This window comes from Clostridium sp. UBA7503 (assembly GCF_002477055.1).
Lineage (GTDB): Bacteria > Bacillota > Clostridia > Clostridiales > Clostridiaceae > Clostridium_J > Clostridium_J sulfidigenes.
Genome location: NZ_DLNT01000023.1, coordinates 17,950 through 42,394 on the forward strand (window position 1 = coordinate 17,950; position 24,445 = coordinate 42,394).

Consider the following 24,445-nt stretch of genomic DNA (forward strand, 5'->3'; position numbering starts at 1 on the left):
TTTATAAAGTTGTGGAGGAGTAAATATGATTAAAGATATTACCATAGGCCAATATATACCTGGAGAGTCATTTGTCCATAAATTAGATGCTAGGGTAAAAATACTATTTTCCTTACTCTTTATAATAGACTTATTTTTAATAAAAGAGTTCTCAGGATATATTGTTATTTTTGTATTTACAATGATGGCTATAATTGTGTCTAAGATTCAATTTAGATATATATATAAGGGATTAAAGCCTATATTTATATTAATGATAATAACAGCACTATTTAATGTGTTCTTAACTAGAGGTAACATACTATTATGGCAATGGGGATTTGTTAAAATATATAAAGAAGGTATAGTAACAGCTATATTCATGATATTAAGACTTACTTTTCTTATTATAGGAACATCTCTATTAACATTAACTACATCACCAATAGAACTTACTGATGGAATAGAAAAATTACTAGGACCATTTAAGAAAATTGGTGTACCAGCTCATGAACTTGCCATGATGATGACTATAGCACTACGATTTATACCTACTTTAATGGATGAGACTGATAAAATAATGAAGGCTCAAAAGGCAAGGGGTGCAGATTTTGAAAGTGGAAGTATAGTGAATAGAGCTAAAAGCCTTATACCACTACTTGTACCGCTATTTATTAGCTCATTTAGAAGGGCTGATGAATTAGCAATGGCAATGGAAGCTAGATGCTATAGAGGTGGAGAAGGACGAACTAGAATGAAGATACTAAAAGTAACTTCGAGAGATTATGTAGGAATGATTGTTATGTCTGCATTAACTATAATAGTTATATATATGAGATTTTAGATGTAGTAGAATAAAGGGATATATATATGAAAAACATTAAGTTAATACTAGAATATGATGGAACTAATTATATGGGGTGGCAAAAACAGCCTAAGGGAGAAACCGTTCAAGGAACAGTTGAAAATGCAATTTCTAAGATCACTGGGGACAAAGTTGAAGTCATTGGCTGTAGCAGAACTGATAGTAAAGTCCATGCTAAAGGATACGTGTGTAATTTTAAGACTAATAGTAATATTCCTGTAGAAAAGTTTAGAGAAGCATTAAATCATGTGTTACCTGAAGATATATCTGTAATTAAGTCCTCACAAGTTCATGATGATTTTCATGCTAGATATGATTCAAAAGGGAAGATGTATTGCTATACAATACTAAATACAGAAGTAAGAATGCCCATATGTAGAAATTTTTCATATCACTATAGAAAGAGTTTAGATATAGAGATAATGAAGGATGCTGCAAAATTTTTTATAGGAACTCATGATTTTGAGGCTTTTAGGAATATTGGAAGTTCGGTTAAAACGACTACAAGAACTATTAGTAAAGTTGATATAGTTAAGAACGAACACTATATCAAAGTATATATAGCTGCTGATGGATTTTTATATAATATGGCAAGAATTATGATAGGAACGCTTATAGATGCAGGAAATGGAAAAATAAAAGCAGAAGATATACCTAAAATAATATTAAGTAGAGATCGAAAAAAAGCAGGCAAAACATGTTCACCCCAAGGTTTGTGTTTAATTGAAGTTTATTATTAATAATAGTGAAAATCATTGACACACCCGGGAAATTGTATTATAATGAATTTTGTTCGTATAATAAATATTTGTGTGTAAGATCCATTAGCCCCGGATCTTTATCCATAGAATTATAATTGTTAAAAATCAGGGAGGTAGTAAGATGAAATCATACTTAGCTAAACCAAGTGAAATACAAAGAAAATGGTATGTAGTAGACGTTGAAGGAATGACTTTAGGTAGAGCTGCAAGTCAAATAGCTTCTATATTAAGAGGTAAAAATAAACCAGAATTTACTCCAAATGTAGATACTGGAGATCACGTAATAGTTGTAAATGCAGAGAAAATTGTTTTAACAGGAAAGAAATTAGATCAAAAAATGTTAAGACATCACTCATTATACCCAGGCGGATTAAAAGAGATCCCTTACAGAGAAGCATTAGCTAAGAAACCAGAATTCGTATTTGAAGAAGCTGTAAGAAGAATGCTTCCAAAAGGAGTTCTTGGAAGACAAATGGCTAAGAAGCTAACAGTTTACAGAGGACCAGAGCACAAAAATCATGCTCAAAAACCAGAAGTATTAGAATTAAAATACTAATATAGTATTGTAAGGAGGAATAAATAATGGCAAAAGTTCAACATTTTGGAACAGGTAGAAGAAAGAAATCAGTTGCTAGAGTAAGACTTGTACCTGGTGAAGGTAAAGTTGTAATAAATAAAAGAGATATGGATAACTACTTTGGATTAGATACATTAAAATTCATAGTTAACCAACCATTAGTATTAACAGGAACTAAAGACAAATTTGACGTTTTAGTTAATGTACACGGTGGTGGATACACAGGTCAAGCTGGAGCTATCAGACACGGAATATCAAGAGCTTTATTAAAAGCTGATGAGAGCTTAAGACCAGAACTTAAGAAAGCTGGATTCTTAACAAGAGACCCAAGAATGAAAGAAAGAAAGAAATACGGTCTTAAAAAAGCAAGAAGAGCTTCTCAATTCTCAAAAAGATAGTATTTGTACATACAACTGTATGTTATATAAAAATAAGGAGTATATNNATATACTCCTTATTTTTATATTGTGTAATTTTTTTAGGTAAATCCATTTTATATATAATCATTAGTGAAGTTTAAATTATAACATTACCTAATATACTTATAAAAAGCTATGTTAAATTCATGTTAAATATGTAAATAAGTATTAACATATTTTTAATTATAGTGTATTATTAGTATGGAATTTTAATGGACAAAGAAAAAGTACATATTGTTGAATGAGATTTATTGTAGGAGGTAAATTGATGTATAATATCATATTTTTGATTATTAACCTTTTAGGAGGATTAGGACTTTTTCTATATGGGATGAAGCTTATGGGGGATGGTCTTGAAAATGCAGCAGGAGATAAACTGAAGGGTATTTTTGACAGGATAACATCTAATCCAGTGAAAGGTGTGCTAACAGGTACCATTGTCACTGCTATTATTCAAAGTAGTAGTGCTACTACAGTAATGGTTGTTGGATTTGTTAATGCAGGACTTATGAATTTATATCAAGCAACATCTGTTATAATGGGAGCTAATATTGGTACTACAATAACAGCCCAATTAATAACATTTAAATTTGATGCTTTTGCACCTGTATTTTTAGCCATTGGTGCAGTTATGATACTTTTTTGCAACAAAAGAAAAGTAAAAGAAGTGGGTCAAATTATTCTTGGATTTGGTATATTATTTTTAGGATTAAAACTTATGTCAAGTGCAATGTCACCGCTTAAGGACTCAGTATTCTTTACAAATTTAATACTAAAATTAGAAGGACATACTATATTAGGGCTTTTAATAGGAATGATGATGACAGCTGTTCTTCAAAGTTCATCAGCTTCTACTGGTATACTGGTAGCATTAGCATCTACAGGAAGCTTACCATTAACAGTAGCAATACCAATATTATTAGGTAATAACATTGGTACATGTGTAACAGCATTAATATCTAGCATAGGAACTTCAATAACGGCAAAAAAAGCAGCGGTAATTCATTTGTTATTTAACCTTATAGGAGCTGTTATATTCTTAATTATACCAGTTTCATTCTTAGCAAATATAGTTTTAGCAATAAGTCCCAATTCAGGAGTAGAAGCTATACCAAGACAAATAGCAAATGCTCACACTATATTTAATGTGGTAAATACATTACTATTACTTCCTTTAATTAAATATCTTGTTTCATTTGTTAATAAGATAATTCCTGGTGAAGATGAAAAAGATGTACCAGGTGTAAAATATATAGACGAAAGATTGCTAGAGACTCCAGCAATAGCTTTTGGCCAAACAACTAATGAAATAGTGAGAATGGGTGAGAAGGCAAAGGAAAATTTAAAAGTAGCTATGAATTCTTTTTTACAAGGCGATGAAGAGCTAATAAAGGCAGCATATAATAATGAAAAGATAATTAATCTATTAGAACATGATATAACAAAATATTTAGTTAAGTTATCTAACTCAGATTTAGGTGATGAACAGAGAGCAGAACTAGCTGCATATTTCCATGTGGTAAATGATATTGAGCGTATAGGAGATCATGCAGAGAATATTGCAGATCTTGCTAGTGAGAGAATCACAAAAAGATTAAATTTTTCTCCAGATGCTATGAATGAAATAAAAGGTATGTTTGACTATACTATAAGTGCAGTAGAAATGAGTATAGAGTGTTTTAAAAGTTATAATAGAGAAAAAGCAGCAGGGATAAGGGGAATAGAAGAAAGAATAGACTCTCTAGAAAAAGAACTAAGAGCATCACACATAAAGAGATTAAACACTGGTGTATGTAATGCTGTAGTGGGAACAATTTTCTTGGATTTGATAAGTAATTTAGAAAGAATAGGTGATCACTCAATAAATATAGCTGAAATAATATATGAAAATTAGAATTAATAGTATTTTATAGCTTATGTAAAACCTTTTGGATAATATGTATCCAAAAGGTTTTTTATTATATAGGTAAAAGAATAATAGTATGAATTTATGAATAAGTATAATTACAGAGTAATAAAAAAAGGTGGGGGAAACCATTAAGAACACTAAATTAATATCAATACTTATAGTAATTATTTTAGGATTCATATGCATGTCTGTAATTAATGTAAACAAGGTGGTTACAACTTATAAAAATGCTGAATCAGAACAAGAAAAAAATAAAGTAATACTAATTGATCCAGGACACGGAGGAATAGATGGAGGTGCTTCATCTAAAGATGGAACTACAGAAAAGGATATAAACCTAAATATTGGACTGCTCTTAGGTTCAAATTTAAAAAGTCAAGGATATAAGGTTGAATTTACAAGAACAGAGGATGTAGGACTTTATACTGAAGGAAAATCAGTAAAGGAGAAAAAATATGAAGACTTAAATAAAAGAGTAAGTTTGAAGGAAGAAACAAAGTGTGACATATTTGTTAGTATACATCTAAATACATTTCCAGAATCATATTGTAAGGGTGCTCAAGTATGGTACTCAAATTATGAAGGAAGCGAAAGATTAGCAAATATCATGCAAGGTACATTAAAAGATAAATTGGACCAGTCCAATAAGAGGAAAGCAAAGGCTGCAGGCACTCAATATAAAGTACTGAGAGGAAATGATAATATGGCAGGAGTAATTGTAGAGTGCGGATTTCTAAGTAATCTTGAAGAATATCAAAAGTTAAAGGATGAAGAATATCAAAAGAAAATTGCAGATGCGTTAGCTGAATCTATAAGCATTTACTTGAAAGAAGGAGCAAATTAAAGATAAGAGCCTACTTTTTCTATAAAAGGTAGGCTCTTTATAGAATATACAAGAATGTAAAATTGCAAATGATTAGTCCATATGATATTATGGTTAAGGATTGGATTAAGCCATTGGTCCAAAGGGTCAGGAGATGAGATTTTGAACATTACAATTGATAAAAAAAATGGGATACCTCTCTATATCCAAGTAAAAAAACAAATAATGCATCTTATAAAAGATGGAACTTTGAGAGTTGGAAGTAAAATGCCGACAGAAAGAGAATTGTCTCAAGAGTTAGTAGTTAGTAGAAATACCATTAGCGCTGCCTATAATGAACTAGAAGCTAAGGGAGTATTAAAATCTATTCGAGGAAAAGGAACTTTCGTAGCAGAAGAAGTAGTATCCTGGCAAAGTTATGATAGCAGAAGGAAGATAAATAAGTTTGTGGATTTAGCTCTAGAAGAAGCTTTAGAATGTGGTATAGATCCAGATGATTTTTTAGATATAGTAACAAATAGGGTTAGTGAGAAGAAGGATGTTATGAATAAAGTTACTTCAGCATTTGTAGAATGTAATATTGAGCAAGCGAGAATGTTTAGTAAAGAAATAACATCAATAACAAGTATGAATACGATACCATTTACTTTAACGGACTTAGAAAAAATGAGTGACGACACAAAGGACAAGCTTTCGACTTGTGAAGTAATTATATCACCTTTCAATCATGTAAATGATGTAGATGGATTTTTAAAAGGCTTTAACAAGGAAATACTAGGAGTAGCAGTAAGCCCTAATCTAGAATCCATTGTAAGAATCGCTAGACATCCTTCAGGAACAAAATTTACTTTCATTTGTTTATCTGAAGAGTTTATATTTAAAATTAAGTCAGCACTTGATAATGCGGGTCTTTCAGATTTATCAGTTGAGTATTTTAGTATGGCTGAAGAAGCTAAATTAAAACACATAATTGATAAATCGGAGGTACTAATAGTAACTCCAGGTAGATATAAGGATGTTTGTAAGCTTAATCATGAAAATAAAGAGCTTATAGAATTTTCTTACAAATTAGACTCTACATCAGTGAAGGCACTTAAGTCAAAAATTGTAGAATTAAAGTATCAAAAAAATTAATTCAGGAGGAATTAAAAATGGAAAAGAAGACATTAGTTCTTGGTGTTATTGGAGCAGATTGTCATGCTGTAGGTAACAAAATCATGGATTATGCATTAACAGAAGCAGGGTTTGAGGTTATCAATATTGGTGTGCTATCACCACAAGAAGACTTTATAAATGCTGCAGTGGAAACAAATGCTGATGCAATAATTGTTTCTTCTCTTTATGGACATGGAGAGATTGACTGTAGAGGCTTAAGAGAAAAGTGTGATGAATCAGGATTAAAAGATATCCTTATCTATGTTGGTGGTAACATAGTTGTAGGTAAACAGGATTGGGATGAAGTTTATTCAAGATTTAAAGCAATGGGCTTTAATAGAGTTTACCCACCAGGAACAAGTATAGACACTACTATACATGACTTAAAAGATGATTTAGGAATAGAATAGACATAACCACATAAACTAACTAATTAACTAACTAAAGTAGATTTTACTTGGAGTTTTAATAGAGAGCTGGAGTGATTTAAATGAATGCATATTTACTTTTAGACTTTGGTAGTACTTATACCAAATTGACTGCAGTAGATATAGATAATGAAGAAATATTAGCTACAGCAAAGGACATAACAACTATCGAAGATGATATAATGATAGGATTTAATAAAGCTTATGATAAGCTTATGAATAAGCTAGAAGGTAAAGAAATAAATTTTGTTGAAAAACTTGCTTGTTCATCTGCAGCTGGAGGCTTAAAGATGGTTGCAATTGGGCTTGTGCCAGATCTTACAGCAGAGGCTGCTAAGAGAGCTGCTTTAGGAGCAGGAGCTCGAGTTATAAAAGTATATAGTTATGAATTAACTAAGGATGAAGTATTAGAGATAAAAAATTCTGATGTAGATATAATTCTTTTAGCCGGTGGTACTAATGGAGGAAATAAACAATGTATTCTACATAACGCAAATATGCTAGTAGATTTAGATGTTAATCTTCCTATAGTTGTTGCTGGAAATAAAAGTGCTAATGATGAAATAAAAGAAATATTTCAAAAAGCTGGATTCTATTTCAGTATAACAGAAAATGTTATGCCTCAATTAAATGCATTAAATGTGGAACCAGCAAGAGAAGAAATAAGAAAAGTATTTATGGATAGGATAACTGATGCAAAAGGACTATCCAATGCAGAAAATTATATAAATGGTATACTAATGCCTACGCCAGCAGCTGTACTTAAAGCAGCTAGAGTGTTGGGAGAAGGTACCGATGAAGAAGAAGGTATTGGAGACTTAATCATTGTTGATATAGGGGGAGCTACTACTGATGTACACTCTATAGGATATGGAGAGCCAACAAAGGGTGGAGTAAATATGAAGGGGTTAGAGGAGCCTTTTGCAAAAAGAACTGTAGAAGGTGACTTAGGTATGAGATATTCAGCTGTATCTCTTTGGGAAGCTGCAGGTAGTAGAAAGCTTAGATCATATTTAAATGATAAAGATAGAAAAATACAAATTGAAGAAAGATGTAAATATAGGAATAGCAATATTAAAATGGTACCTGAAACAGATGAAGATATAAAATTTGATGAAGCTATGGCAAAGGCAGCTACAGAACTTTCTATGGAAAGACACTGTGGCACTGTTGAATGCATATACACTCCAATGGGAGCTGTATATAATCAATTAGGAAAAGATCTTATGGATGTAAAGTATATGATTGGCACAGGTGGCGTTTTAGTTCATAGTAAACATCCAGGTGAAATATTGAAAGCGGGAACCTTTGACAAAGAAAATGCTATTTCTTTAAGACCTAGAAATCCAAAAACTTTAGTAGATAAAACTTATATATTATCATCAATGGGTCTGTTAGCTCAGGATTATCCTGACAAAGCAATAAGAATAATGAAAAAATATTTAGTGGAAGTGTAAATTACTAGGAGGTAAATTAAAGTGGAACTAAAAAACAAAAAGTGGACCGAGGAAGAGTTTTTTAAGACAAGAGAAGAGGTTTTAGCACAATGGCCAACAGGTAAAGAAGTAGATTTACAGGAGGCTATAGACTACAACAAAAAAATTCCAGCGCACAAGAACTTTGCTAAAAAATTAATGGAAGCAAAGGAAGCGGGCATAACATTAGCTCAACCTAGGGCCGGTGTAGCTTTATTAGATAGCCACATAGAATTACTAAACTACTTAGACAAAGAAGGTGGAGCGGATCTTTTACCATCAACAATAGATAGTTACACAAGACAAAATAGATATGAAGAATGTGAAGTTGGGATACAAGAAAGTATAAAAGCTAGAAGATCACTTTTAAATGGATTTCCAGGGGTTAACCACGGTGTTAAAGGATGTAGACAAGTATTTGAATCTGTTAACTTGCCATTAGAATCAAGACACGGTACTCCAGATGGTAGGTTACTTGCAGAAATTACTCATGCATCAGGTTGGACATCAAATGAAGGTGGCGGTATATCATATAATATACCATATGCTAAAAGTGTTACTCTAGAAAAAACTATTCTTGATTGGCAATATTGTGATAGATTAGTAGGTTTCTATGAAGAGCAAGGTATATCTATTAATAGAGAGCCATTTGGTCCATTAACAGGAACTTTAGTACCACCAAGTACATCTAATGCAGTTGCAATAGTAGAAGCACTACTTGCAGCAGAACAGGGTGTTAAGAATATTACAGTTGGATATGGTCAGTGTGGTAACTTAATACAAGACGTAGCAGCAATTAGAGCTCTTGAAGAGCAATGTAGCGATTACTTAAGAGCGTATGGTTATGGTGATGTTTACCTAACAACAGTATTCCATCAATGGATGGGAGGCTTCCCAGCTGATGAAGCTAAGGCTTTTGGTGTTATATCTACTGGAGCAGCAGCTGCAGCATTAGCAGGAGCTACAAAAGTTATAGTTAAAACTCCACATGAAGCTATAGGTATACCAACAAAAGAAGCAAATGCTCAAGGTATAAGAGCAACTAAAATGACTTTAAACTTATTAAAAGGTCAACAAATGCACTTATCTGATGAACTTAGAACTGAAATTGCTATAATTAAAGCTGAAACAAGATGCATGGTAGATAAGTTATATGAAGTAGGAAACGGTGACTTAGCGAAAGGTGCTGTTAAAGGCTTTGACATAGGAGTTATAGACATTCCATTTGCACCAAGTAAATATAACGCTGGTAAAATGATGCCTGCAAGAGATAATAATGGAGCAGTAAGATATCTTAAATTTGGAAATGTTCCATTTACAGCAGAGCTTAAAGCTTTCAATATGAAAAAGCTAGACGAAAGAGGAAAATACGAAAATCGTCCAGTTGGATTCCAAATGACAATAGATGATATATTTGCTGTAGGAAAAGGAAAGCTTGTTGGAAGACCAGAAAAATAACATTTATAATTTATAAGCTAACAATAAACTAATATAAAATTCTTAAATTATAGAAAGCAAGGTGTATTTAAATGAAAATTGTTGATGTAGTATGTTCTGCAGGAAGAACTGGATTTTATTTTGATGACCAAAGAGCAATAAAAGCTGGAGCTGGTCATGATGGATTTACTTATATTGGAGAGCCAGTAACTGAAGGATTTACATCTATAAGACAAGCAGGGGAATCTATATCTGTAATGTTAATACTTGAAGATGGTCAAGTAGCACACGGTGATTGTGCAGCTGTTCAATATTCAGGAGCAGGTGGACGTGATCCATTATTCTTAGCTAAAGATTTCATACCAGTTATAGAAAAGGAAATAGCACCAAAACTTATAGGTAGAGAATTAACTAACTTTAAATGTTTAGCTGAAGAATTTGATAAAATGTTGGTAAATGGAAAAAGACTTCATACAGCTATAAGATATGGAGTAACTCAAGCTATTCTTGATGGTGTAGCAAAAGCTAAAAAAGTTACTATGGCTGAAGTTGTAAGAGATGAATATAATACTGGAGTAGAAATTAATAGAATTCCTATATTTACTCAATCAGGAGATGACAGATACAACAACGCTGATAAGATGATTATCAAGGGAGCAGATGTTTTACCTCATGCTTTAATAAACAATGTAGAAGAGAAATTAGGCTTAAATGGCGAAAAACTTCTTGAATATGTTAAATGGTTAAGTGATAGAGTTTTAAAATTAAGAACTAGTAAAGACTATAACCCAATATTCCATATAGATGTTTATGGAACTATAGGAGTTGCATTTGATTGTGATACAAAAGCAATGGCAGACTACATAGCAACATTGGAAGAGGCTGCTAAACCATTTAAATTAAGAATAGAAGGACCAATGGATGTAGAGCATAGAGAAAGACAAATGGAAGCATTAAAAGAGCTAACAGATGAACTTGATAATAGAAATATCAATGTAGAATTAGTTGCAGATGAATGGTGTAATACTTATGAAGACGTAGCATTCTTTGCAGATAACAACTCAGGACATATGCTTCAAATAAAAACTCCAGATCTTGGAGGAGTAAATAATACAATAGAAGCTATATTGTATTGTAAGAAGAAAAAGGTTGGAGCTTACTGTGGAGGAACATGTAACGAAACAAATAGATCAGCAGAAGTTTGCACTAACATTGCTATGGCTTGTGGAGCGGATCAATGCTTAGCTAAACCAGGTATGGGCGTTGATGAAGGTTACATGATAGTGAACAATGAAATGAATAGGGTTGTTGCCTTAGTAAATAGAAGAAATAAATAATACATTAGGTATAAAGAAAAAAGGCGGTTTATTTAAAAACTGCCTTTTTACTTATAATAATTATAAAAATGAGAGATATTATTCATGGGATTTAAATTAAACTGTATTAGTGAATTAATATTGAAAAAATATATTTAATCAATGGGTTTAGGAGGATTATATATGAGAGAAATTAAAGTTTCACAGATAACTGAAGCTATAAGAAAATTATGTATAGATGCAAATTACTATCTAGGTAGTGATATTAAAAACAGACTTATAAAATCTCATGAGGAAGAAGATTGGGATATTGCAAAGGGAATATTAAACAAAATATTAGTTAATGCTGATATAGCAAAAAATGAAGATATGCCTATGTGCCAAGATACTGGTGTAGCATGTGTATTTATAGAAATAGGTCAAGAGGTTCAGGTAGTTGGAGGAGCCCTAGAAGATGCAATAAATGAAGGTGTTAGACAAGGATATAAGGATGGATACCTAAGAAAATCTGTAGTTAAGGATCCTTTAGATAGAGTAAATACAAAGGATAATACTCCAGCTATGATCTACTATAATATAGTTCCAGGAGATAAGCTAAAAATCACTGTAGCACCTAAAGGCTTTGGTTCTGAAAATATGAGTCAAATAAAAATGTTAAAACCTTCTGATGGACTTCAAGGTGTTAAAGATTTTATAATAAAAGTAGTTAAGGAAGCAGGTCCGAATCCATGTCCACCAATAATTGTTGGAGTAGGAATTGGAGGAACCTTTGATAAGGCTGCAACAATTGCTAAAAGAGCACTTATTAGATCCATAGATGTAAGAAATGAAAATCCATTCTACGCAGAGTTAGAAGAGGAACTAGTAACTATGATAAATGAACTAGGTATAGGGCCTCAAGGATTTGGTGGGAAAACAACAGCATTAGCTGTAAATATAGAAACATATCCAACTCATATTGCAGGCCTTCCAGTAGCTGTAAATATTAATTGCCATGCTACAAGACATGCAGAAATAGAGCTATAATTAGGGGGTAAGGTTTATGGAAAAGAGAATAACTACACCACTAACAGAAGAAAAGGTAAAAGATTTAAAAGCTGGAGATAGTGTTTTATTAAGTGGAGTTATATACACAGGTAGGGATGCTGCTCATAAGAGGCTTGCAGAACTTTTAGAAAAAGGAGAAGAACTTCCTATAGATGTAAAGGATGCTGTTATATATTATGTAGGGCCAACTCCAGCAAAGGAAGGAATGGCAATAGGTTCAGCAGGACCAACTACTAGTTATAGAATGGATGCATATACACCAGCACTTTTAGACCATGGTTTAAGAGGAATGATTGGTAAAGGATTAAGAAATGCTGAAGTAATAGAATCTATGAAAAAAAATAAGGCTGTATACTTTGGAGCTATAGGTGGAGCAGCAGCCCTTATTGGTAAATGCGTAAAGAAAACAGAAATAGTAACTTATGAAGATTTAGGAGCTGAAGCTATAAGAAGACTTGAGGTAGAGGATTTACCTATAGTTGTAGTAATAGATTCAGAAGGAAATAATTTATATAAAGTAGGTAGAGAAGCTTACTTAAGTAGTAAAAAATAAGTTTTATAGGTAGAGGTGATTTAGATGGAAATTAATAAAATTTCAAAGGCTGGAACCCTAGAGTCAAATGATATATACGTTATAATCATGCCTAACGAAGAGGGCGGAATAGCTATAGAACTTGAGAGTATGGTTATGAAACAATTTGGAGCAGAAATAGAAAGAGCTATTAGAGAGACTTTAGATACTTTGCAGGTAAAAAATGCCATTGTTAAAGCTCAAGATAAAGGGGCTCTTGATTATACAATAAGAGCTAGAATTGAAACTGCAGTAAAAAGAGCGCAGTAGGGGGTATAAATATGAAATTAAGAAGAACTATGCTTTTTATGCCTGGAAATAATCCAGGAATGTTACAAGATGCTGCAATCTTAGGTTCGGATTCTATAATTCTTGATTTAGAGGATGCAGTGAGTCTTACAGAAAAAGATAGTGCTAGAATTCTTGTTAGAGAAGCAATTAAAAATGTTGATTATAGTGGAGTAGAGGTGGTAGTTAGAATAAATCCACTTACTACAGAATTTTCAAGTGAAGATATAGAAGTTATTGGAAGAGTTAAGCCAGATGCACTAATGGTTCCAAAGGCAACGGAAGATGAACTTATAGAGATTAGTAGTAGACTTGAAAAAATAGAAAAAGAAGAAGGTTTTGAAGACAAATCGATAAAGTTAATACCAATAGTGGAAAGTGCTTATGGTGTTGAAAATGTATATAGCATTATAAAATCATCAGACAGAATAGTAGCGGTTCTTTTAGGTGGAGAAGATTTAACTTCTGATATGGGAATTAAGAGAACTAAAGAAGGTAGTGAGATATTTTATGCTAGAAATAGGGTAGCTGTAGCTTGCAAGGCTATGAGAGTAGGGGCTATTGATACTCCATTTACAGATACTAATGACTTTGAAGGATTAGAAAAGGATACTCTACTTGCAAAATCCCTTGGAATGACTGGCAAAGCATCAATTAATCCAAGACAAATTGATACAATACACCAAGTATATTCTCCAACTAAAGCGGAGATAATCCATGCTCAAAGGGTATTAGATGCTATGGAAGAAGCTGAAAGAGAAGGTAAGGGAGTATTTTCTCTAGATGGTAAAATGGTAGATGCACCAGTTATAAATAGAGCAAAAACCACTGTGGAATTAAGTAAAAAACTAGGCCTTATTTAATGAGGGGATTGAGGTGATAATAATATGAAGAATGTATTAGGAAGAGAAATTCCGGAGTATATAGATGGATACGGAAATGTAAAGATTTTTGAAGGTGCCTTTAAAAATATGAATTCTTTAAAAAAGGTGTCAGCAAAGATTAAACCTGTAGTTCCTGGAGATGCAAAGTTAGTAAATTCTTTAGAAGAAGTTTTAGATAAAGTGGAAATTAGGGATGGAATGTGTATATCTTTTCACCATCACTTAAGAAATGGGGATTATATTCTTAACATGGTGGTAGAATTCATGGCAAAAAGAGGAATAAAGAATTTAACTGTGGCAGCAAGTTCTATATTTCCAACTCATAAGCCTCTAGTTGCTTATATTGAAGATGGTACTGTATCTAAAATATATGCAAATTATATATCAGGACCTGTAGCAGATGCTATATCGCAGGGTAAATTAAAATATCCAGCTATAATGCATACCCATGGTGGAAGATCAAGAGCTATTGAAAGTGGAGATTTACATATCGATATAGCCTTTTTAGCAGCACCTTCTAGTGATATGTATGGTAATATAAATGGACTTACTGGTAAATCTGCTTGTGGTGCTTTAGGATATGCAGTTTCTGATGCAGAATATGCAGACACTGTAATAGCTATTACAGACAACTTAGTGCCATATCCAAACTTTCCAATGGAAATAAACCAAGTTTATGTAGATTATGTAGTTAAGGTAGATTCCATAGGAAATCCAGCAGGAATAGTATCAGGAACTACACAAATTACCAAGGATCCTATTGGCCTTAAAATTGCAAAGAATGCTTTAGATACTATGATAGCTTCCGGACTAGTTAAAGAAGGTATGTCATTTCAAACAGGAGCTGGAGGAATATCACTAGCTGTAGCTGCAGAGCTTAGAGAATATATGAAGAAAAATGAAATCAAAGGTAGCTTTGCATCTGGAGGAATAACTGGTTATATTGTAGATATGTTTGAAGAAGGATTATTTCAAAGTTTACTAGATGTACAATGTTTTGATTTAAAGGCAGTAGAGTCTTGTGCGAAAAATGAAAAACATATAACTATGTCAGCTTCTATGTATGGAAATGCTCATAACAAAGGAGCTGTAGTAAATAACTTAGATATAGTAATACTTGGAGCAACAGAAATAGATACAAACTTTAATGTAAATGTTACTACTGCTTCAGATGGAACTATAATGGGGGGGTCTGGGGGTCATGCAGACACTGCAGCAGGCTCTAAACTTACTATAATAGTAACAAAACTAACTAAGGCAAGGTTACCAATAATAAAGGATAAGTTGACTACTATAACTACTCCAGGTGAAACTATTGATGTAATAGTAACTGAAAGAGGAATAGCTGTTAACCCTAAGAGGGTTGATTTAATTAAAAAATTAAAAGAAGCAAATCTAAATGTGGTAACTATAGAGGAACTAAAGGAAATAGCTGAAAAAATAACAGGGACTCCTAAAGCAATAGAATTAGCTAAGGATATAGTTGCAGTTGTAGAATATAGGGATGGAACTGTTATAGATGTAGTTAGAAAAACATTATAAATAAAATTGTGGCTTCAAATGGAGTTTTTGCTCTATTTGGAGCTTTTTTATGTCAAATTAAATGGGGAATAAAGATTTTATTTACAGTCCTACTATGATAACATATAAGGAGAGAGTAAATTATTTACTTAGGAGGTTTTTCAATGTCTAAGTTAAAAGATCCTTTTAAGAATGTATGAAAAAGAGAATATAATGGAGGCAAGTATGCCTATAATACCACATTAATATCAGGAATTATAATAATAAGTATGTTATTTATTATATTAATTTGTCTGTCCTAATATTATAGTAAAAATTTTAGTCAATTTATTAATAAAGTAAACTTTATTAAATTAATATCGTATTATTTATATAAAGAGAGGGAAGAAGATGAAGGAATCGCAAGGAAGAACTCCTGTAGAAGATGCCATTCTTGTAAGCAATGTATTAAAGGGAGACGTAGATAGTTTTCAAGTTATAGTTGAGAAATATCAGATTAATATACTTAGATTTATTTATGGAATGATAAAACAAAAGGAAGCAAGTGAGGATATTACTCAAGAGGTATTTATAACTGTATATAATAAATTAGATATGTATAATAATAAATATAGGTTTATAAATTGGGTTTTGCAAATTGCAAAAAATAAAACCATAGATTATATGAGGAAATATAGAAAGGTTTATGAAAGTGATATTGATGAAGCCTATAATGTATCATCTTCTGAAATGGGGCCGGAAGAATCTTTAGAATATTTAGAAGTAAAAGAAAATGTAAATAAATATATAAAAACTCTAGATGAAGTTGATAAACAAATCTTAAATTTAAGGTATTCTCAGAATTTAACTTTTAGAGATATAGGTGAAATTCTAGATATTACAGAAACTACTGTGAAAAGGAGATACTATAAAGTAAGAGATGGATTTAAAGTCTTTTGCAAGTAAGGTTAGGAGGAGTCACAATGAAATGTAGTCAGTTCAAAGATAAGTTAACAGAATATATTGAAGAAAATTTGTCAGCTGAAGCAGATGAAGAAATGAGGAGTCACCTTTTAACCTGCCAAAGTTGTAAAGATGATTATGGCAAAGGAGTTTTAGAATATAAAACTTTTAAGGAAGTCTTTTCTTATGAAAATATTAACTTTAAAAACTCTACAGAAAAAATAATGGAGAGTATAGATAAAAATAAATATACAAGGGGGAGAAGAGGAATGAAAAGAAAATACAAAGGCGCATTAGCTATTGCAGCTGCATTTTTATTAGGGGTTATAGTTACTCCTGTAGCTATGAAATTAATGGATGGTAAAGAAATATTTTCAGCAGCTTCATCAAGAAAGGAAGAGAATTCTACTAAGCAAGAAAATATAGTTAAATCTGAAATGGCAGAAGAAAACAACAGTAATGAATCTATAGAAAGTGTTCCAGAGACATCATCAAATGAAGAAAAGACTAGTGATGATATAAAGAAATCAGCAAATGTGAATATTGTTGACTTATATAGTAAAGCAGAAGTAACTATGTCTAAGGAGTTAACTTTTAATACACCATTTATAGCTACGGAAGATGGTAAATATGAAGCTAGTATAGAAGGTAAAGGAGAAAAGGCTATAGAAGAGGGAATAGGTATACTTTATGTAAAAGATACGTCCACAAATAAGATGTATGAGTATACTGCAACAGAGAAAGAAAATCAGCAATCACCATTATCAATAAGTTGGTATGATGATACTCATCTTATGATAGTTCATGGTTTAGGATATGGAACATTAGTTAATGGTGAACGTATTGTAATCTTAGACGTAACCACAGGTGAACAAATGCTTATAGCTACGACTAAGGATAAAGAACGATTTGTATCTATAACAAGAAAAGATGATAGCTTAATATTAAAATATGTTCTTTATTTAGATAACATGATGAATGATAAAGAAGATAAATCTAAAACTTTTGATAATTATATTCTTGGAGATGTAATAGAAGTAGAATAAGATAGTGTATTGCAACTAAAGGTTGCAATACCTTTTTTTCTTATTCATAGTTATTGATAATAAAACTAATAACATGATAAAATTAGTTGTAAAAAGATATATAGTAATAGATATTATAAGTTATATAATAAGTTATAAAATAAAATATAAGTGGTGAAGTGATGGTTAATATAAATAAGACTTATAAAAAGGCAATGGACTTTTATTGTGATGGAAGATTAGATAAAGCATTAAATTATTGTAATAAGGTATTAAACAAAGATAGAAGTCATTCTCCTACATTGAATTTAAAAGGACTAATATATTATATTCGTGGACAATTAGAAGAGGCAAAGACTTTTTGGAAGTTAAGCTATAAATTAAATGGAGATATGGTATCTAAAAAGTATTTAGATGATTCTAGACATGATGAAGGAGATGTATACATATTTAGTCAAGGTGTACATCTATTTAATGAATTTAAGGTAAAGGATGCTTTGAGGTGTTTTCTAAAGTGTGAAAGTTCCCATTTTAACAGTATAAATCTTTGGAAATACATAGCTAAGTGCCATATGCAATTAGGGCAACATAATAAAGCTGTTAAATATATAGAAGATGTATTAACTATTGATAAATATAATTCAGAAGCTTTAAGCTTAAAAAAGCAGTTAATAGAATTAAATTTTATACCCAAAGAGACTAGAGTAAAATTTAAGAAGTTTATGGTGGTATTAGGAACAAGTGTATTTGCAGTGTGTATTGTATTATTAATAGGCATTGGAATATTTAAAGGATACAACAAAACTAATCAATGGTTACAAATTAAACAAGAAAAAAAGAATGAAGCAATTAATAAGGATAAAACAAATTTAGACAATTTCCAAGGAAATAGTGAAAAAATAGAGGGGAATGCTCATAAGGAATCAGAAAGTGATGAAATTAAAAAAGAAATAGAAAAAAATGAGAATTCTACTATTAAGAATGAAAGTTTTAATGTAAGTACATTAAAATCCTACGTAAAGGCGAAAGACTATGAAAACATTATTAAATACATAGAAAAGTATGATATAGAAGGTTTAAGTATAAATGATAGGAACATAGCTCAAAATGCAGTAACTTTAATAAAGGAAAAAGGAGTATTGTCCTTATATGAAAAAGGAGTTAGTTATATTGCAGATAAGAAGTATGATAATGCAATAAAGAGCTTAACCTTAGTTTATAAATATAGTGAGGGCACATATCTAAATGAACATATACTATTTATGATGGCCAGTTCCTATGAAGGTTTAGAAGATATAGAAAATGCAAATAAGTATTATGAGATATATGTAGATAAGTATGAAAAAAATGGTTCATATATAGAACAATGTATTTACTCTCTAGCAATAAATAATGAGGGAATAGATAAAGAAAAGTCAAAAAAATATGCTGAAATTCTTACTAATAGATTTAGCAAATCGGAATATAACAATAGCAGAATAAAGGCTATATTAAAATAAGACTTATATTTATATCATAAATAGAGAGAATGGACTACTTTATAGCTCCATTCTCTCTATTTTTATTTTAAAGTTATTAGACTTCTATTCTAGTAGGATTAATTCTATTAAGGGTATCTATGTGATATGGAGATACGATAATGATGTTACAGAAAAGTAAAAGAATCAAAATGAATTTTTTCATATAATTCATCTCCTTTTTCAGTAATTGCTATTTAGGTTATTATACTCCTTAGTAAAATTTTTATACATTTTTTCTATTTTATCATAGGCTTCATTACTTGAAACATAAAGTGAGTCCATAAAATCTTCCTTTACATCCTTACTATCTCTACGAACTTTTTCAGTTAAAATAGCATATTTGATTTCATATAAGTAATCATTATATGAGGATACAACTTCCATAAAATCTTTATATAGTAATGAAAAATCATTAGGTATGGTCATTTGAGACAAAACATTTTGTACTGAAGCTAATTTTTTAGAAGTATCATCTATATTAGAAATTAAAAGTTCATAGGTCATATTGCCACTACGACATTTTAAGACATCTTCATAGAAGTCATATTTTAAGCTATCTAGGGATATAACTAACTCTCTTAAGGTATGAATAAATTTAGTAATATCTGCTGATTTTAAATCAGATATTTTCTTTAAATTATTAGAAGATATACAATAGTCTATAGTTGAATCAATTACTGAATACATAGGAATACCTAAATCATAATTATAATCTTTTTTTAGATTGATTAAGTCATAATAGTTTTCTGTAGCATCTCTGAAGGCTTTTAAATTATTAGCTGCTAGCTGAATATCACTTCCGTTAGGATTTTTCAGCATTGCTTCAAGTTGCTCTACAATGAGAATATTTTCATTTAGACCCTTAGATAAATTTTTATAGTTTTCTGGTGAAATTACTTCTTTAGCAGAAGGATTTGAATTTAAATCTATAGATATATCTATCAAGTCAGCCTTCATTTGGGGTAAAACAATAAGAGCTTTTTCAACATCTATATTATTATCTATTAGAATTTTACAACTATTATTAACCTTCCATATAGATTTCATAGTGTTAGAAATATATCTTTCTTCTTTACTAAAAGAAAACTTACTGAAAAAACCATAACTCATAAAAAATAAAAGTATACCTATAATAAAAAAGCATAAATATTTCATTACTATGTTGTCTATTTTAATTTTTTTTCCACTCACTTACAGCATCCCCCTTTGTATTTGTAAAAAATATATTATAATTCTTTATATTAAAGTTAAAACTAAAATATTCGTAGTTATTAACATTTATTTAATTAAAATATTTTTGGTCTAAAAATTAAAATTTATATTACAAATAGAAGTATTGGTGTATAATTAAAATAGTATTATCGTTAGGTGGTGACTATATGGAAAGCTTTAATGCACTCATAAATATTTTTAAGGGAATGACTATATTTTCTCTAATTGACATTATTGTAGTTTCTTTTATATTTTATAAAGGTTATACATTAATAAAAGAGACAAGAGCAGAACAATTATTAAAAGGAATTGTACTTATATTTTTATTAATACCAGTAAGTGATGTTTTAAACTTAACAACCCTAAATTGGATATTAGAGAATACTTTAACAATTAGTGTTATTTCTATTATAATTATATTTCAGCCTGAAATTAGAAAGGCTTTAGAACATATTGGAAGAACTTCTTTTGTAGATAAAATAATTTATGAAGATGAAGAAGTTATGAAGAGTGTGGTTAATGAAATAGTAGATGCTGTAGAAGTATTGGCTGAGGACAGAGTTGGAGCACTTATAATAATAGAACAAAAGACTGGTCTTGGAGATATTATAAACACGGGAACTAAAATAAATGGTGATGTATCTTCAGCACTTCTTCAAAATATTTTTGTTGTAAATACTCCACTTCACGATGGTGCCACTATCATAAGGAATGATAAGGTTGTAGCATCAGGTTGCTTTTTACCCCTTACAAATGATGATAAGTTAAATAAACAGTTAGGAACAAGGCATAGGGCTGGAATAGGAGTTACAGAGGTAGCAGACTGTATAACTATTATAGTTTCAGAAGAAACGGGGGTAATTTCTTTGGCTATAAATGGAAGATTACTTAGAAATTACGATAAAGATAAGCTGAGAAATGTACTACTTAAAATAATGAAGAGTAGACAAAATAGAAAAGAATCATTTAAAGAGAGGGTAAAGCTATGGATAAGCAAAAAAGACAAGACATCATAATAAGAATTTGTTGTGTAATAGCAGCACTAGTATTGTGGATGTATATTCGTAGTAGCGAAGACCCTGTCACTACTAGTGTAATAAAATATGTACCGGTAAAGATACTAAATGAAGATACTCTTGCAGATAGAGATTTAGTATTAATACCAAATCAAGATTTTTATATAAATTTAACAGTAAAGGCTCCGGCATCTACAATTAAAGATTTAGATAAAAAAGAGTTCACTCTTGTAGCAGACCTTCAAGGGTATGCACTAACCCCGGGAGAAAATAAAGTTCAAGTTAAAGTAAAAGAAGCAATTCCTGGAGTTTCTGTTGTAAACTCTGATGGCCTTCTAATGAAAGTAGATGTGGATACTTTAGCAGATAAATATGTAAATGTAACATCTGGAATTGTAGGTGAAGTAGCGAAAGGATATTATAATGATGATTCTGTAATATCACCTAATTCTGTAAAAATTTCAGGACCGCAAAGATATTTAGATCAAGTGGTAGGAGCCGTAGCCCAAGTAGATATAACTAATGCAAGCACTGATATAGATAAAAACTGTAAGGTTACTTTAGTAGATTCAGAGGAAAGAGAAGTTACTGGACTGTCTATATATCCAGAATATGTACAGGTGAAAATCCAGGTAAAAAAAGGAAAATATTTAGGTATAAATGTACAGACTACTGGAACAGCAGTACCAGGAGTAACTATAGTAAGTACGGAAGCAGCACCAAAGAGTATAGAGGTAGCTGGTGTAAGTGAAATAATAGATAACATAAAAAGCATTAATACAGAACCTATAAATATTAGTAATATAACTGAAAGCACTACGGTAGATGCAAATCTAATAATGCCGGAAGGTATACACAGTGTAAATAATGAAAAAACTGTAAAAGTTAAAATTACAGTTAAGAAAATTAGTGAAAAAACTTTAAGTATACCAATAAACTATACTAATTTGGGAGAAAAACTTACGCTAGAAAACTCAACTCCAACATTAAAGTTAGTTATTACAGGAGAAGAGAGTGAACTAAGTAAAATCAGTGAAGATAAACTTAAGGCTACAGTAGATTTGAAAAGTTTAACAGAAGGCTCCCATGAAGTTAAGATACAATTAGCAGGAGTACCAAATACAGTACAAATTAAGAGCCAAACACCTGAAAATATAACTATAAACATAAAAGCCAAAACAGAGGAGACAGGTAGTAATGACGGTTAAGATAAATAATTTAGTTTTAGGAATAAATGAAGATAGTTTAGCCACCTTAAAATCAAAGGTGGCTAATAAACTTAGAATAAAAGAAAGTGACTTTAAATCCTTTAAGATTACTAAGGAATCTATAGATGCTAGAAAAAAATCAGAAATAAAAATAAATTATGCTGTAGAAATAGAATGTAATAATGAAGCTAAAGTAATAGCTAGAGTAAATAGTAATGATGTTAAATTAGGTGGAGATAATTATAAAGCTGATTTTGAAATTGGAACAAAGAAGCTAGAGAATAGACCTATAGTAATAGGAATGGGACCAGCGGGACTATTTGCAGGACTTCTTTTAGCTGAAAAGGGATATCACCCTCTTATAATTGAGAGGGGTGAAGATGTAGACAGTAGAACTAGAACTATAGATGGTTTTTGGAATAATAGGATACTTAATACAGAAAGTAATGTTCAATTTGGAGAAGGTGGAGCTGGTACTTTTTCAGATGGAAAGCTAACAACTAGAATTAAAGATCATAGATGTGGATATGTTCTAGAAAAACTTGTTTTAGCAGGTGCACCAGAAGAAATTACATATATGGGAAAGCCTCATATCGGAACGGATATATTAAAAAATGTAGTGAAAAATATAAGAGAAAAAATTAAGGAATATGGTGGAGAAGTAAGATTTTCATCTAAGCTTGAAGATATATCAATAAGAAATGGTAAAATTTCTGAGATAGTAGTAGAAGGTGAACATATACCTTGTGATAATCTTATACTTGCTACAGGGCATAGTGCTAGAGATACTTATGAAATGCTATTTTCTAAAGGTGTTTCTATATCACCAAAACCCTTTGCCGTTGGTTTTAGAGTTGAACATTTACAGCATATGATAGATGAAAATCAATATGGGAAATATGCAACTCATCCAAAACTAAGGGCTGCAGATTATAAACTAACCTATACTAGTAATAAACTATCTAGATCTGTATACAGTTTTTGTATGTGTCCAGGTGGTCAGGTAGTAGCTTCAGCATCAGAAGAAAATACTGTAGTAGTGAATGGTATGAGCAATTATAAGAGAGATGGGATAAATGCTAATTCTGCTTTAGTAGTATCAGTAGACCCTAGTGATTTTGAAGGAAATACCCCATTAGGGGGAATTGCTTTTCAAAGACGTTATGAAGCTTTAGCTTATGAAGTTGGAGGAAGAAATTATAACGCCCCTGTTCAGCTTGTAAAAGATTTTTTAAATGACAAAGTATCAAAGAATTTTGGACGGGTGAAACCAACATATACTCCAGGAACTGAATTTGTAGATTTAAAAAGCTGTGCACCAAATTTTGTTGTGGATGCTATAAAAGAAGCATTACCTGTATTTGATAGGAAAATACCAGGATATGCGGGAGAAGATGCAATATTAACAGGTATGGAAACAAGGACTTCTGCCCCTGTAAAAATAAATAGAAATGAAAATTATGAAAGTATTAATGTTAGAGGATTGTATCCAACGGGTGAAGGTGCTGGATATGCAGGAGGAATTGTATCAGCAGCAGTAGATGGACTTAGAGTGGCAGAACAGATTATCACAGAATATTCACCAAAATAAAACAAATAGAAACTTGATATTTATATTATCCATTGATAATATAATATTTAAGAAGATTATTTTATCCATTCTTCTTTTCTTTAATCCGATGACTACCAGCTCTAATACTCCCATCTTTTTCAAAGTGGGAGTAAAGAGCTGCTACGTCCCTGGATAACGATTTCCCCTAAAGGACAACGNNTGTTAGTAACCTTCAGAGGGAAAAAAACCTCTGAAGCAAAAAACTCTATTAATGGGGATATGAGTTTGCAGCAAGAAGTGAAGATAGGATTTAGGATAAATAGATTTCTTAGAGGCTTTGCTCATTAGAGATTATTATCCTTTAGGATAAATTTTGCTAAGATTTAGAAATATGTAAATTTTATATGCTTCTGAATCTAATGCAAAAATATTAAAACTAATATAAATATTTATGTGGAGGTATAGTGATGAGGGAAGATAAGCAAGTATTAGTGATTAATCCAGGATCGACATCT

The 24,445-nt window shown here is 31.1% G+C and carries 23 protein-coding genes; 22 read left to right on the plus strand and 1 reads right to left on the minus strand.

Annotation, left to right across the window (positions count from 1 at the left end):
• Positions 1-25: 25 nt before the first annotated feature.
• The 19 genes from B3630_RS07180 (at position 26) to B3630_RS07270 (ending at position 18,921) form a co-directional block, all read left to right on the plus strand.
• Positions 26-823 (plus strand): energy-coupling factor transporter transmembrane component T, encoded by a 798-nt coding sequence (locus B3630_RS07180; protein ID WP_346896766.1) that lies wholly within the window; start codon positions 26-28, stop codon positions 821-823.
• Positions 824-849: 26 nt separating this feature from the next.
• On the plus strand, positions 850-1,584 hold the full coding sequence (gene truA, locus B3630_RS07185) for a tRNA pseudouridine(38-40) synthase TruA (RefSeq protein WP_346896768.1): 735 nt from the start codon (positions 850-852) through the stop codon (positions 1,582-1,584).
• 142 nt (positions 1,585-1,726) lie between these two features.
• Positions 1,727-2,161, plus strand: coding sequence for a 50S ribosomal protein L13 (gene rplM, locus B3630_RS07190; protein WP_035133357.1), 435 nt, complete (start codon positions 1,727-1,729; stop codon positions 2,159-2,161).
• A 26-nt stretch (positions 2,162-2,187) separates the two neighbouring features.
• Complete coding sequence (rpsI, locus tag B3630_RS07195; protein ID WP_035133359.1) at positions 2,188-2,580, plus strand: 30S ribosomal protein S9; 393 nt, start codon at positions 2,188-2,190, stop codon at positions 2,578-2,580.
• A 289-nt stretch (positions 2,581-2,869) separates the two neighbouring features.
• On the plus strand, positions 2,870-4,495 hold the full coding sequence (locus B3630_RS07200) for a Na/Pi cotransporter family protein (RefSeq protein ID WP_346896770.1): 1,626 nt from the start codon (positions 2,870-2,872) through the stop codon (positions 4,493-4,495).
• 199 nt (positions 4,496-4,694) lie between these two features.
• Positions 4,695-5,354: an N-acetylmuramoyl-L-alanine amidase CwlD gene (gene cwlD, locus B3630_RS07205; RefSeq protein ID WP_346896772.1), complete on the plus strand. Its 660-nt coding sequence runs from the start codon at positions 4,695-4,697 to the stop codon at positions 5,352-5,354.
• Between the two features lie 141 nt (positions 5,355-5,495).
• A complete protein-coding gene (locus tag B3630_RS07210; RefSeq protein WP_346896774.1) occupies positions 5,496-6,467 on the plus strand; it encodes a winged helix-turn-helix domain-containing protein in 972 nt (323 codons plus the stop codon).
• Between the two features lie 17 nt (positions 6,468-6,484).
• The gene (gene glmS, locus B3630_RS07215; protein ID WP_346896776.1) at positions 6,485-6,898 is read left to right on the plus strand and encodes a methylaspartate mutase subunit S; all 414 of its coding nucleotides are present in this window, start codon (positions 6,485-6,487) and stop codon (positions 6,896-6,898) included.
• 80 nt (positions 6,899-6,978) lie between these two features.
• Positions 6,979-8,373, plus strand: coding sequence for a methylaspartate mutase accessory protein GlmL (gene glmL, locus B3630_RS07220; RefSeq protein ID WP_346896778.1), 1,395 nt, complete (start codon positions 6,979-6,981; stop codon positions 8,371-8,373).
• Positions 8,374-8,394: 21 nt separating this feature from the next.
• Positions 8,395-9,849 (plus strand): methylaspartate mutase subunit E, encoded by a 1,455-nt coding sequence (locus B3630_RS07225; RefSeq protein ID WP_346870682.1) that lies wholly within the window; start codon positions 8,395-8,397, stop codon positions 9,847-9,849.
• A gap of 71 nt (positions 9,850-9,920) precedes the next feature.
• Positions 9,921-11,165, plus strand: coding sequence for a methylaspartate ammonia-lyase (locus tag B3630_RS07230; protein ID WP_346896780.1), 1,245 nt, complete (start codon positions 9,921-9,923; stop codon positions 11,163-11,165).
• A 162-nt stretch (positions 11,166-11,327) separates the two neighbouring features.
• Complete coding sequence (locus B3630_RS07235; RefSeq protein WP_346896782.1) at positions 11,328-12,170, plus strand: fumarate hydratase; 843 nt, start codon at positions 11,328-11,330, stop codon at positions 12,168-12,170.
• A gap of 16 nt (positions 12,171-12,186) precedes the next feature.
• A complete protein-coding gene (locus tag B3630_RS07240) occupies positions 12,187-12,744 on the plus strand; it encodes a Fe-S-containing hydro-lyase (protein ID WP_346896784.1) in 558 nt (185 codons plus the stop codon).
• 24 nt (positions 12,745-12,768) lie between these two features.
• Positions 12,769-13,032 carry a citrate lyase acyl carrier protein gene (citD, locus tag B3630_RS07245; RefSeq protein WP_150845895.1) on the plus strand — a complete coding sequence of 88 codons (264 nt, stop codon included), beginning with the start codon at positions 12,769-12,771 and terminating at the stop codon, positions 13,030-13,032.
• Between the two features lie 11 nt (positions 13,033-13,043).
• Positions 13,044-13,913 (plus strand): HpcH/HpaI aldolase/citrate lyase family protein, encoded by an 870-nt coding sequence (locus B3630_RS07250; protein ID WP_346896786.1) that lies wholly within the window; start codon positions 13,044-13,046, stop codon positions 13,911-13,913.
• A gap of 24 nt (positions 13,914-13,937) precedes the next feature.
• Positions 13,938-15,476, plus strand: a complete 1,539-nt coding sequence (gene citF / locus B3630_RS07255; protein WP_346896788.1) for a citrate lyase subunit alpha — start codon at positions 13,938-13,940, stop codon at positions 15,474-15,476.
• A 369-nt stretch (positions 15,477-15,845) separates the two neighbouring features.
• A complete protein-coding gene (locus B3630_RS07260) occupies positions 15,846-16,400 on the plus strand; it encodes a sigma-70 family RNA polymerase sigma factor (RefSeq protein ID WP_346896790.1) in 555 nt (184 codons plus the stop codon).
• Positions 16,401-16,417: 17 nt separating this feature from the next.
• Positions 16,418-17,443 (plus strand): DUF4652 domain-containing protein, encoded by a 1,026-nt coding sequence (locus tag B3630_RS07265; RefSeq protein WP_346896792.1) that lies wholly within the window; start codon positions 16,418-16,420, stop codon positions 17,441-17,443.
• 161 nt (positions 17,444-17,604) lie between these two features.
• A complete protein-coding gene (locus B3630_RS07270; protein ID WP_346896794.1) occupies positions 17,605-18,921 on the plus strand; it encodes a tetratricopeptide repeat protein in 1,317 nt (438 codons plus the stop codon).
• Between the two features lie 201 nt (positions 18,922-19,122).
• On the opposite strand, the gene B3630_RS07275 is transcribed toward B3630_RS07270, so the two are convergent.
• Entirely contained in the window at positions 19,123-20,133 is a 1,011-nt protein-coding gene (locus B3630_RS07275) for a hypothetical protein (RefSeq protein ID WP_346896796.1), read from the minus strand.
• A gap of 188 nt (positions 20,134-20,321) precedes the next feature.
• Here B3630_RS07275 and cdaA point away from each other — a divergent pair, with 188 nt between their 5' ends.
• Genes cdaA through B3630_RS07290 form a run of 3 tightly spaced genes read left to right on the plus strand, consistent with a single transcriptional unit; the run spans position 20,322 to position 23,969 of the window.
• Complete coding sequence (gene cdaA / locus B3630_RS07280) at positions 20,322-21,170, plus strand: diadenylate cyclase CdaA (RefSeq protein WP_035133386.1); 849 nt, start codon at positions 20,322-20,324, stop codon at positions 21,168-21,170.
• The gene (locus tag B3630_RS07285; protein ID WP_346896798.1) at positions 21,140-22,378 is read left to right on the plus strand and encodes a CdaR family protein; all 1,239 of its coding nucleotides are present in this window, start codon (positions 21,140-21,142) and stop codon (positions 22,376-22,378) included. The genes cdaA and B3630_RS07285 overlap by 31 nt, the downstream gene beginning before the upstream one ends.
• Complete coding sequence (locus B3630_RS07290; protein WP_346896800.1) at positions 22,368-23,969, plus strand: NAD(P)/FAD-dependent oxidoreductase; 1,602 nt, start codon at positions 22,368-22,370, stop codon at positions 23,967-23,969. The genes B3630_RS07285 and B3630_RS07290 overlap by 11 nt, the downstream gene beginning before the upstream one ends.
• The last annotated feature ends 476 nt before the right edge of the window (positions 23,970-24,445 follow it).